The organism is Enhygromyxa salina, assembly GCF_002994615.1.
GTDB lineage: Bacteria > Myxococcota_A > Polyangia > Nannocystales > Nannocystaceae > Plesiocystis > Plesiocystis salina_A.
On sequence record NZ_PVNK01000105.1, the window covers coordinates 1 to 11,237 of the forward strand.

An 11,237-nucleotide genomic window follows, 5' to 3' on the forward strand; every position below is an offset into this window, starting at 1 on the left:
CCCCCGAGCCCGCGCCCCCAAGCACCCCGACTCGTCCCGCGCGCCCAGCCCTGGCCCCGCTTGGGCTCGCGCTACGGCCGAAGGGTCACTCGGTTTCGAACACGAGCAGGTGGTGGTTGACGACGTGCGCGGGCTCGCGGCCGTCGAGCCAGGTGAAGCAGCTGTGTCGGCGGGCCCAGTCGCTGAGGTGAATGACGACCGGGTCCGGGCCGCGGTAGGGCTTCTTGCAGCCGATCTTGCGCACCTTCAGCCCGCGGGACTCGAGCTCCTCGCGGCGCAGGGGGAAGGTCGTGTGATAGGCGACCTGCTCCCAGCCCTCGGCCTCGGCGAGCTCGGCGAGGTCGCCGAGGTCCTGGCCCCAGTCCTCGCCGATCACGCTGATGCGGTGGCCGCCAGCCGGCCCGCCGACGAGGAGGTTGAAGTCGCCGAGCCAGGCCGGGAAGGTCCAGGCCGCGCCGACGGCGGAGGCGAGCACGCAGCTGAGGACCAGCGCGGGCCCGCGCCGCCCCGCGCCCAACCAGCTTGGGACGCCGGGCGACCCCGGATCGGCGGCGGCCTCGACCAGGAGCTGGCCGGCACGACCGGCGAGCACGACCAGGATCACGATCAGCGGCAGCACGTGCCGGACCCCGATGTTGATCTTCGACGCGCACGCGCTCGCCAGGGTCAGGGCCGCGAACAGGGCCAGGACCGTCGTCGCGACGCTCGGACGGACGCCCGCCCGGACCCGAGCCACGACCAGCCCCGCGCCGAAGCCGAGCAGGATCAGCAGCCCCGTCGGCGACTTGGCGAAGAGCATGACCGGGAAGTACAGCGGGTTGCCGGGGGCGGCCCGCATGCCAAAGAAGTAGCGGCCGTGGCCGGCCCCGTTTTGCTCGGACACCGTCGCCAAGCCCACGAGCCAGGTGTAGGGAAAGGGCAGGCGCCAGCTCTCGGGCAGCGCCGCGATCGGGCTGCGCTCGAGCAGCTGGTAGTCGTGGCGCTTGCTGATCCAGTTGTGCGGCTCGGGCTCGGCGAGGATCTCGGCCACGCTCAGGCCCACGCGATCAAACATGTAGGCGGCGTCGATCACAAAGATCATGACCACCGCGACCAGCGTGAGCTGTCCAAACACGAGCCCGACCCGCCGGGCCCGGCCGCCGCGCTGCTGGGCGAAGCCACCGCGACCGAGCAGGGCCGCGCCGAGCACGATCAAGCTCATGACCACGACGAAGGCCAGCCCGCTGTGCTTGCTGAGCGCCATCGCCGTGGTCGCGAGCCCAAACAGCCCGACCTGCGCCCAGCCCGGGCGCTCGATCCAGGCGATCAGCGCCGCGAGGCTCGCAAAAGCGGTCGCGGCCAGCGGCATGTCGGTGGTGACGAGGCGGCCGTGGGCCAGGAGCGTGGGGTGGAGGCAAAACAGCGCGAGCGAGACGATCGCCGCCGACCAGCCCCAGCGCCGCTCGGACCAACAATAGATGAACAGCCCGAGCGCCAGCGTCCACAGCATCATCATCCGCCGGGCCCCCGTCAGCTCGGCCCGGGCCACGCCGAAGTCATGGCGAAAGTAGGCGGTCGAGACGCTCAGGGGCTGGGCCACGTCCCAGCCCGGCAGGCGCTCGAAGGCCTCGGCGTGGGTCGCCGCGGCGCTCGGGCGGCGCTCCGACACGCGCGCGGGCGGCCGCGGCTGCCCGTCCGGCTTCGCGCCCGCGCCCCAGGCCTCGTCGCCGCGCCCGGCGTAGGGCAAGCTCGTGATCGCGTTGGCCAGCGGCGGGTGGGCGTAGCTCAGGTGCGAGCTGTGCGTCCACCACAGCGCGTGGCCGCGGACGAGGTGCAGCGGCTCGTCGGCGGTCAGCGTGCGCCCGCGCTCAGAGGTCCACAGCAGCGCCCCGCACAGCATCAAGAGCGCGAGCGCGATCAGGTGCCGACGCCAGTCCCCCTTCGCAGGCCCCTTCGCCGGCACTATCGCACCGCCGCGCAGGGGTCGTCTTCGTCGAGGTCGTCGCCCGGGTAGGTCAGGCGATCATGGGGCAGCGGCTTGGGCACGGCGCCGTCCAGCGAGGCGCTAAATTTGATGCTGGCCACGCCGAGGCTCTCGAAATACTCGACCCGGACATGATGGACGCCGGGCTCGAGCGGGACCTCGGCCGCGCCCGAGCCCCGCTTGCGGGTCTTCTCGTCGCGCTCCCACGCGTCGATCACCGACTCGCCGTCGATGAACACCCGCGCGCCGTCGTTGGCGTTGACCTGGAAGGCCACGGGCCCGGCCTCGTCGATGCGCAAGCAGGTGTCGAAGCGGACCGAGAACTTGTCGGGCGGGACCGCCTCGAGCGGGGCGTCCTTGTTCCAGTCGTGGTCGATGTGCGGCTCGCGCTGCACGATCGGCCTGCTCTCGAGCTTGCGGTCGGAGTGGTAGGCCACCCGCCACGGGCCCTCGCCCTCGACCTCGGTGTGGAGGGCGACGTAGCCCAGCAGCGGGCCAAACAGGATGACGAGGGCGAGCGCGGTCCAGGCGGTCCTGCGGGTCCGCGTGCGCAGCGGGGAGCCGCCGATGATCGGCTCGATCCGCTGGAGCAGCTCGCGGGCAGCTTGGGCGTGGGCGATGAGCGCACCGTCGGCGGGCGGCTCCGAGTCCGCCGCGGCGAGTGCTCGCCAGTGCTCGCCAAGCCGCGCCCGCGCCTTGGCGTCGACCCCCGGGATCTCGGCGTCGAGCCAGGCCCGGGGCGCTTCGGCCTCGGCCGCGCCCGCTTGAACCGCGCCGAGCTGGGCCGCGCGGGCGGCCGCGACCATCGCCCGCCAGAACTCGCGCAGGTGAGGCACGGCCGTGCGGGCCGGGGCGAGAGGATCGCCGAGCAGGAGCTCGGCCGCGTGGAGCTCGTCGGCCGCGGCGCGCAGCTCGGTCCAGCCTGGGCGCTCGGACAGCTTGCCCGGCTTCGGCTCCGCGTTGGTCGTCGCGGCCATCAGCGCGATCCCTCCGCCTTGGGCTTGGCCGCCTTGGGCTTGGCCGCCTTGGGCTTGGCCGCCTCGGGCTTGGCCTTGGCCTTGGCCGCCTTGGACTCGGGCTTGGCCTTGTCGGTCGGCTTGGCCCTCGAACCTTGGGTGTGCTCGAGCCCTGGCTTGCGAGCCTTGTTCTTGTTCACGGGCTTGCCTCGCTGGCTGGGCTTGCTCGCCGGCCGCTGCCTCGTCGAGACCTCGTCGCGCTGCTCGTCACTGCGTAGATCCCGGATCAGCACGAGCAGCGTGTCCTCGCGCTCGACCCGAGTCAACTCCGGGGACTCCTTGTGCTTGAGGTAGCAGTTGTTGCGCGTGTAGCCCAACCAAAACTCCGCCGGGGGGCCGCCCGAGCGCTTCAAGACGAAGTTGCTGCCGAGGTACTCGCGCGCGATGAAGTCGGGCATGCACGCGTCGACGACGTAGGGCCCCTTCAGGTAGCGCTCACGCTCGGTTCGCCACAGGTGCTCGCGGAGGGTCTCGAACCCCTCCTTGTAGGTGTTGCCGTAGTAGTCGGTCGAGTACTTCAGGTAGGCCCCGGGCAGCCGGCCGATGAAGGAGTTGAAGAACAGGTACTCGTGCGGGTGGAGGTGGACCATGGCCAGGACCATGCGCACGCAGTAGGCGACAACGAGCACGTTGACGCCCCAGGCCCCCGCCCGCGAGCGCGCCGCGAGCAGCCGCACGCCCTTGGTCAGGGTCACGCCCGCGACGACCGCGAAGATCGGGACCAGAAACAGGAAGTGGCGCAGGCCGTCGTAGAGCGGCGAGCGCTTGGCGATCGTGTACAGCGGCGGGAACAAGATCGCGAAGACCAAAAAGCCCCCGAGCGCGACCCGGCGCCGCTCGTCGCGGTCAACCGGGGACAGGTCAGCGGGGACCTGGCCGAGGCGCGCGAGCTTGGTCCGCTTGCGCAGCCGGACCGCCCGGACGATGAACACCCCGAGCGCCGCGACCACGAGCACGATGATCAGCTCGGGCAGCTTGAAGGTGAAGTAGCGCAGCAAGTAGTCCGCCGGCGGCGAGAGCGTGGAGATCCGGCGGCTGCCGAAGGGCATCCCGCGCTCGTGGAGGTTGAAGGCCGACATCCGCGCGAGGGCGATCAGCGGGCGCCGGATCGGGTGCAGCTGGGCCCACGGCCACAGGATCAACATCAGCGCCCAGGCTCCGAGGGTCGTCCCGAGCAGCTGGGGCGAGAAGCGCAGCAAGTAGCGCGGGATCAGCCGCGCGTCCCGGGCCTCGCGCGCGCGCCACAGGATCCACAGCCCGACGATCATGAACAGGTAGCACAGGGTCAGCAGCCCCGCGATCCGCACGCTCATCGCAACCCCGAGCGCGAACGAGGCCTTGGCCCACTCGCTGCGCGGGACCGCGGGCATGCTGATGAGGATCCGGACCTCGTAGTAGAGCGCCCACACGTAGCCGACCGCGAAGGGCATGTCCTTCGGGTTGTTGAACATGTGCCCGTACCAGACCGGCGTCAGGACCAGCAAGACCAAGGTCGCGAAGCCGGCCGCCGGGCCCCCGAGCAGGCGCCCGAACTTCCACGCGCCGAGCAGCCCAAAGCACGCGACCGAGGCCCCAAACAGGTGGATCGTCGCGTACTTGTCGAAGGGCGAGATCTGCCGCGCGAGGTAGCCGAGCCCGTCGAAGCTGCCGCCGTAGAGGTAGTCGGCCCGGTAGCTCAAGGCCGCGTCGTCGGCGAAGAAGGAGGCGTACCAGTGGATCACGTGGCGCCCGTAGTTGAGGTGCCAGGTCTCGTCCCAGGTGATCCCGTAGTCCCCGAAGGTCATCGCGATCAGCAGCAAGACGATCGCGCCGACGACCGCGCTGGCGAGGTCGAAGCCGAGATCCCAGCGCGGCCCGTCGCTCGGCATCAGCCGCTCACACGCGTGCACGAGGCGCTCGCGGGGCGCCGAGGCGGCGCGCTGTGACGAGGGTCGGGGCATCGCGGAGCGCCGGATGCTAGCAGTTTTGATCCCGGGACCGTAGCCGGCCCCGGCCGAGCCCTATCGGCGGCGGCGAAGCAGGGCGAGACCCAGGAGGCCGAGGCCGAGCCAGGCCCCGCCGGGCGCGCGGCGCTCGACGTCGCAGCTGCAGGTCCCGCTGACGCTCAGGCCCGGCCCGCCGAAGCCGGTCTCGCCGAAGTCGTCGCCGGACTCGTCCGTGGGCCCCTCGTCCCCGCTCCCGTCCGTGCCCCCGGAGTCGCCGTCGCCGGGGTCGCCGTCGCCGTCGCCCTCGCCACCGTCATCGTCGCTCGGGACGCAGTCGCCCTCGACACTGAAGGTTACCGTCTCGGACTGCCCGACGTTGCCCCAAAAATCCGTGCCGTGCGCGAGGATCGTGTACTCGCCGCAGTAGAAGGTCGCGCCGTCGAAGACCGCGGGGTTCTCGCTGACGACGGCGCCCTGGAGCATGCCCTGGATCTCGATCTGGACGTCGACCGGCAGCCCGCTGTCGTCCTCGGCGTTGACGGTGATGTCGAACATCGCCGGCTCGGCGTCGTAGACCTGCCCGTCGAAGGGCACCACGACCTCGAGCACCGGCGGGTTTTGCTCGGCGTTCTCGCCAAAGTCGCCGCCGCAGGTCGAGCTCCACTCGAGCGCGGGCGCGTCGGGGCACCACAGGTTCCACGAGCCGTAGCCCAGGGCCGGCTCGCCCGTATAGAAGTTGCCGCACAGCGGGGTCGGATCCCAGTTGCCGTTGATGTCGTGGCAGACCGTCACGTCGATGCCCGAGTCCTGCTCGATCCACTCGGCCGCGTTGACGGCCAGCGAGTGGGTACCCTTGGCCGCGCTGCAGGTGTCGTCGCTCTTGGTCGAGGCGATGCCGTAGACGTGCCAGCTCTGGTCGGCGTAGCGGATGAACGCCGGCCCGCCCGAGTCGCCCGAGCAGATCGTCTCGGTCCCCTGGCCGCCGACGTTGAAGCGCGTGTTGGTCCCGTCGGAGATGTAGGTCCAGCCCCAGCGCTTGCGCCCCGCGCCCTCGTCCCCGGTGTTGTTGCCGAAGCCGACGATCGCGATCTCGGCGCCGTTGCCGTAGTACTGCTCGACCTCGCAGCCGTAGCCGACCGGCGTGATCGGGATCTCGGTGACCTCCTCGTTGAGCACGCAGTAGGCCCAGTCGCTGCCCTGCCCGCCGTTGTAGCCGGGGTAGGTCTTGCAGTACTCGACGGTCTTGGTCTTGGCGCTGGCGTTGCTGTCGCCGAAGCGAACGACCTTGTCCTCGGCGCCGCAGTGGGCCGCGTACATGACGACCTTCGGGTGGATGAACGAGCCCGTGCACAGCGAGCCGTTGCCCGAGACCATCACCACCGTCGGCCAGCCGCAGGGATCGGTCTCGTCGCCGTTCCACACGATCGGGGTTGGCTCGGGCGCCTGGACTTCGGGACCCCCCGCGAACGCGACGACGGGTACCGCGAGGAACGAGAGGAAAGCGAGCGGCGCGAGTTTTTGCAGGCGAAGAGAAAGCAATGTCATGAGCCCTCGCCGCAATGATGGGGAATTTACCGAGAAAGCTCAAAGCCAGCGCTTTGAGCGCGACACATGTGCCGGCTCAGGTCACATCTTTTTCAGCAGGCGTTGACGGCTCTGAAGCGAGCCAGAGATCGCCCAGCACGAGCTCGACGGCCCCAAAGGGCGGCGCTCGCACGGGCCCCGAGCCGTGATGGCTGGCGTTCAACACCCACTTGCCCTCGCTGCGCTCGAGCACCTCGAGGGTTCGCAGCCTCGGGTTGACCAACCACACCCACGGGACACCGGCCGCACCGTAGATGTCGAGCTTGTCCGTGCGGTCGCGGGCCTCGGTCGAGGGCGAGAGCAGCTCGCACACCCAATCAGGCGCGAGCTCGATGTACGCGACATCGGGGAGCGCAGGCATCCGCCCGCGTCGCCAGCCGGCGAGATCGGGCACGAGGATCTCGGCGTCGAGGTGGAGCTCGGGCCCGTCCACGATCCACCAGCCGCCGGGACCACCTCGCCCGCGCTGGAAGGGCGAGCCGAGCTCCATGCCCAGGACGCTGGCGGCGTGCGCGTGGGGAATCGCCGGGCGCGGGCTCGTGACGAGGGTCCCGTGGATCAGCTCGGCGATCAGGTGCTCGGGCGCCGCGAGGACGTCTTCGTAGGTCGCGCGGCCCGTCGCTGGCTCGCCCATCGCGAGGTCAACGTAGCACCCCGCGGAGCCCGCAGGTAACCGAGCAGCGCGACGAACACCAGCAAGCCGAGCGGCCTCGGCTCGTGCGTGGCGCAGCTGCAGCCCGGGCCCTCGGACTCGGCGCCGCCGCCCGCGTCCTCACTCCCGCCCTCGCCGGACTCGGTCCCCTGGTCGGGATCGGGCACCTCGACCTCGCCGAGCCCGATCATGACCGGCGCCGACGCGACCTCGTTGCCGGCCCAGTCCTCGGCGACGGCGACCAGCGTGTACACGCCGACGCCCGGGAACGCGGTGGCCTCGAACAGCCATGGATCGTTGTCGTCGCTCGCGACCTCGAGCTCGTCGATCTCGAGCCGGACCCGCGCGAGCGCGTAGCCCTCGGGGTGCTTGGTCGCCGCGACCTCGACGTTCACGAGCGCGCCGTCCAAGAAGGTCTGGCCCCAGCTCGGTGACACGATCTCGACGCTCGGCAAGAGCGTGGAGTCGAACTGATCCCACGCCGGCCCGCAGGAGCTCGACGCCCCGCTCGCAGGCGTCCCGCTGCACCAGTCGGCCCAGCTGCCGCTGCCGACGTTCGCGGCCGCGCGGTTGGCCCCCGCGCACGCGGGCCCCGGCGCCCAGCTGCCGTCGGCGGCGTGGCAGGGCGTCACGTCGACGCCGCTGTCTCGCTCGATCCACGCGACCGCCCCCGCGAGGCCCGAGTGGGCTCCGTAGCCGCCGCACGCCCCGACCGAGGTCGAGGCGATCCCGAAGGTCCGCCAGCTCCCGTCCCCGAGCTGCAAGAACGCCGGCCCGCCCGAGTCGCCGAGGCAGGTCGAGGGTGTGCCCTCGATGTCGGGGTTGCCGACGAGGGTCGTGTTGTTGCCCGGCGTGACGGCCACGAGCGTCGTCGCGGCCCAGCGCTTGATCCCCGACGCGGCCTCGGTCGACTGCCCGAAGCCGACCAGCGCGACCTCGCTGCCGACCTCGAGCAGCGCCGTCTCGCAGCCGAACAGCGGCGGGGTCGGGGGCAGCCCGGTGATCGGCGCGGGCAGCCGGCAGTAGGCCCAGTCGTGGCCCTGATCGAGGTCGCCCGCGTAATTCGGGTAGGCCCGGCAGCCCGGGGCCTCGACCGTGGTGCCGCCGGTCTGGGCGTCTTCGCCGAAGCGGATCGTCTTGAAGCCGCCGCCGCAGTGGGCCGCGTAGACGACGATCTCCGGGTGGATCAGCGTGCCCGAGCACTGCGCCCCGCCGAGCACCGCGACCGCCGTCGGCCAGGCGCAGGCGGCGACGTCCTCGCCGTGGGCGATCAGCAAGGCCGGCTCGGACGCCTCGACCGCCGCGGGCGGACTCGCGGCCGCCGTCGCCGTCACACCGACGACGAGCCCGACCGTGCACAGCACCCATGAAGCCTCGCGCGTCACCGGGCCACGATAGCCCGTCCGTCGAGCGAGCGATAAGCTCCGCCCATGCGTCGGTCCACGTCACCCGTAGCCCTGCTCCTGACCTTCTTGTTGGGCGCGTGCACGAGCGTCGCGCTCCAGAGCTCGGCCGCGACCAGGGCCGACGCCGACGAGGCCAGCCCGCCCGATCCCCGCCCGGACCCGAGCGCCCTCGCGGCGACCGTCGTCGCCTTCGCAGACGCCCCGAGCGCGACCGCGCCCAACGGCAAGGCCACGATCACTCACCTCGCCCGGGGCCACAACGCCTACCTCGGCCACCTGCGCATGGACGCCAACGGAGCCGTCCCGCCTCACCGCGACCCGACCGAGGAGTACATCCACGTGCTCGAGGGCAGCGGGGTCATGACGATCGACGGCCAGGAGTACGCGATCGCGGCGGGCACAACCATCTACATGCCCGCCGACGCCGAGGTCAGCTATCAAAACGGCGACCAGGAGATGGTCGCCGTGCAGATCTTCGCCGGGCCCGAGCCCGCGGCCAAGTACGAGGCCTGGGAGGCCAAGCCGTGACCTGGGTGATGGTCGACGTCGAGGCCGACGGCCCGATCCCCGGGGACTACTCGATGGTCTGCCTCGGGGCCGTGATCGTCGAGCCTGGCTTGGAGCGCACCTTCTATGCGCGGCTGCGTCCGATCTCCGCGCAGTGGGTGCCCGAGGCCCTCGCCGTCAGCGGGTTCACGCGCGAGCAGACCCTCGCGTTCCCCGAGCCCGAGCCCGGGATGCGGGCCTTCGCCGAGTGGCTGCGGGCAGAGTCCAAGGGGCAGCCGCGCTTCGTGTCGGACAACAACGGCTTCGATTGGAGCTTCGTCAATTGGTATTTCCACCACTTCATGGGTGACAACCCCTTTGGGTTCTCGTCGACCAACCTCGGGTCGCTCTATAAGGGGATGGTCAAGAGCGTGTTCGAGAACTTCAAGCACCTGCGCAAGACTCGGCATACCCATCACCCCGTCGATGACGCCAGGGGCAACGCCGAGGCGATGCTCGACATGGGCGAGCGGCTGGGCTTGAAGGTCAAGTGGTAGGTCGGTCGCAAGCGCGGCTCACGCCCGGCTCCCGTGAGCGCGAGGTCGTGTAGATTCCCCGGGACCGACGCGTCCGTCACGGAGCACGCGAGGACGCCAGGGGCGCACGACACACGAACTCGGACCCGTGAACACCTCCACCAACAAGATCGCGGTGACCCTGTGTTGCAGCGATGAAGACCTCGCCCGGGTCCGCCCGCTCGCCGACACCCTCCAGACCGAGGCCCTCGACGTGCACGTGTGCGCGGGCGTCGACCTCGACGCCCGAGCCCTCGAGCGCCACATGAGCGCGGCCCGGCAGCCCGGCGTGTTCGTGCTGTGCCAGAGCCAGGATCTCGACCCCTACCAGCTCCCGCAGATCGAGGAGCAGTTCGAGAAGCACAGGGGCGAGGACGACCAGATCGTGCGCGTGAACATCGAAGAGGCCGAGCCCGAGGAGCTGCTCGAGCGCATCCGCGCGACCTTGGCCAGCTTGGCCGGGGGCACCCAGGAGGAGCAGACGCTGCCCCCGAGCTTGAACAAGCAAGCCCAGAGCGAAGACCTCGCCGAGGCGCTCGCCCTCGCCCGAACGCTGGTCAAGGCCAACGCCGCCAAGCGCAAGCTCGACCGTCAGCCCGCGCCCGCGCCCGAGTCCGAGCCCGCGCCCGAGTCCGAGTCCGAGCCCGAGCCCGAGCCCGAGCGTCAGGTTGAGGGTCGAGGCGAGGGCCGGCTCCTGCCCTGGGTCGCGGCGGTCCTCGCGTTGCTCGTGAGCGCGGGGTTGGGCTGGTACGCGTGGGAGAGCGGCGTCTTTGGCCAGGGCCAGGGCCAGGCGGCGCCGACGCCCGACGAGCCGCTGGCGACAGCACCCGGCGAGGCCGGCGAGGCGCCGAAGCCCGACGCGCCCGCGCAGCCCGACGCGCCCGCGCAGCCCGACGCGCCCGCGCAGCCCGATGACGCGCCCGCGCAGCCCGATGACGCGCCCGCGCAGCCCACTGACGCGCCCGCGCAGCCCACTGACGCGCCCGCGCAGCCCGATGACGCGCCCGCGCAGCCCGATGACACGCCCGCGCCCGGGGAGCCGTCCCCCGCGGACGAGGCACCAGGCGAGGCTCTCCCCGCCGATACGCCAGACGAGCCCGAGCCCGAAGTCGACGCGCCTTTGGCAGCCGGGCCTCCAGCGAGCGGCGAGATCCGTGAGCTCGACGGGCTCCTCGTCGCGCCCGTCAACAACGCGCTCTTCAGCTGGAGGGACGCGTCGAACCACTGCCGGCTCAACAAGCGCGGCGGCAAGGGCGGCTGGCGCTTGACCTCGATCAAGCAGCTCGAGCAGCTCCACGCGGCCGGAATGCTCAGCCCTGGGGCGTACTGGTCGACGACCCTCGCGGTGGTCGGCGGCACCAAGAACCTCGTGTTCGACACCAAAGAAGGCGGCAGCCGGCCCGAGCCGAAGACCGGGTTCGAGGGCCGCGCCCAGTGTGTGCGCGCGCGCTGATCGTCCCCAGCGCGAGCGAGCCTTCAGCTGCCCGGCTCATCCCGAGCGCCGAGTCCCTGCGGGTGCCGATCGAGCACCCCGGCGCCCCGCAGCAACCAGGCCCCCCCGAGCGCCAACGGCACCGAGGTCGCCGCCAACGCCAGGCGCAGCCCGGCCACCTCCGCCGAGCCCCCGAGC

9 protein-coding genes are annotated in these 11,237 nt (G+C 71.4%); 3 read left to right on the forward strand and 6 right to left on the reverse strand.

Features of this window, described 5'->3' with window-relative positions:
* Positions 1–85 precede the first annotated feature (85 nt).
* The 6 genes from ENSA5_RS09115 to ENSA5_RS09140 form a co-directional block, all read right to left on the reverse strand.
* The gene (locus ENSA5_RS09115) at positions 86–1,942 is read right to left on the reverse strand and encodes an ArnT family glycosyltransferase (protein ID WP_106391244.1); all 1,857 of its coding nucleotides are present in this window, start codon (positions 1,940–1,942) and stop codon (positions 86–88) included.
* The gene (locus tag ENSA5_RS09120) at positions 1,942–2,940 is read right to left on the reverse strand and encodes a PA14 domain-containing protein (RefSeq protein ID WP_106391245.1); all 999 of its coding nucleotides are present in this window, start codon (positions 2,938–2,940) and stop codon (positions 1,942–1,944) included. The genes ENSA5_RS09115 and ENSA5_RS09120 overlap by 1 nt, the downstream gene beginning before the upstream one ends.
* On the reverse strand, positions 2,940–4,919 hold the full coding sequence (locus ENSA5_RS09125) for a glycosyltransferase family protein (protein WP_106391246.1): 1,980 nt from the start codon (positions 4,917–4,919) through the stop codon (positions 2,940–2,942). The genes ENSA5_RS09120 and ENSA5_RS09125 overlap by 1 nt, the downstream gene beginning before the upstream one ends.
* A gap of 60 nt (positions 4,920–4,979) precedes the next feature.
* Entirely contained in the window at positions 4,980–6,449 is a 1,470-nt protein-coding gene (locus ENSA5_RS09130; protein WP_106391247.1) for a trypsin-like serine protease, read from the reverse strand.
* A 76-nt stretch (positions 6,450–6,525) separates the two neighbouring features.
* The gene (locus ENSA5_RS09135) at positions 6,526–7,122 is read right to left on the reverse strand and encodes a Uma2 family endonuclease (RefSeq protein ID WP_106391248.1); all 597 of its coding nucleotides are present in this window, start codon (positions 7,120–7,122) and stop codon (positions 6,526–6,528) included.
* A complete protein-coding gene (locus ENSA5_RS09140; protein WP_106391249.1) occupies positions 7,059–8,525 on the reverse strand; it encodes a S1 family peptidase in 1,467 nt (488 codons plus the stop codon). Before ENSA5_RS09140 ends, ENSA5_RS09135 begins: the two co-directional genes overlap by 64 nt.
* Positions 8,526–8,570: 45 nt before the next feature.
* On the opposite strand from ENSA5_RS09140, the gene ENSA5_RS09145 reads away from it, so the two are divergent.
* From ENSA5_RS09145 to ENSA5_RS37305, 3 genes are all read left to right on the forward strand, one after another.
* The gene (locus tag ENSA5_RS09145) at positions 8,571–9,074 is read left to right on the forward strand and encodes a cupin domain-containing protein (protein ID WP_106391250.1); all 504 of its coding nucleotides are present in this window, start codon (positions 8,571–8,573) and stop codon (positions 9,072–9,074) included.
* Positions 9,071–9,589 (forward strand): 3'-5' exonuclease, encoded by a 519-nt coding sequence (locus ENSA5_RS09150; protein ID WP_106391251.1) that lies wholly within the window; start codon positions 9,071–9,073, stop codon positions 9,587–9,589. Before ENSA5_RS09145 ends, ENSA5_RS09150 begins: the two co-directional genes overlap by 4 nt.
* A 127-nt stretch (positions 9,590–9,716) precedes the next feature.
* On the forward strand, positions 9,717–11,060 hold the full coding sequence (locus ENSA5_RS37305; RefSeq protein WP_106391252.1) for a hypothetical protein: 1,344 nt from the start codon (positions 9,717–9,719) through the stop codon (positions 11,058–11,060).
* Positions 11,061–11,237: the final 177 nt, after the last annotated feature.

Coding starts and splice junctions, on each gene's coding strand:
- ENSA5_RS09120 (WP_106391245.1), bottom strand. CDS start 2,940: ATGGCCGCGACGACCAACGCGGAGCCGAAGCCGGGCAAGCTGTCCGAG.
- ENSA5_RS09125 (WP_106391246.1), bottom strand. CDS start 4,919: ATGCCCCGACCCTCGTCACAGCGCGCCGCCTCGGCGCCCCGCGAGCGC.
- ENSA5_RS09130 (WP_106391247.1), bottom strand. CDS start 6,449: ATGACATTGCTTTCTCTTCGCCTGCAAAAACTCGCGCCGCTCGCTTTC.
- ENSA5_RS09135 (WP_106391248.1), bottom strand. CDS start 7,122: ATGGGCGAGCCAGCGACGGGCCGCGCGACCTACGAAGACGTCCTCGCG.
- ENSA5_RS09145 (WP_106391250.1), top strand. CDS start 8,571: ATGCGTCGGTCCACGTCACCCGTAGCCCTGCTCCTGACCTTCTTGTTG.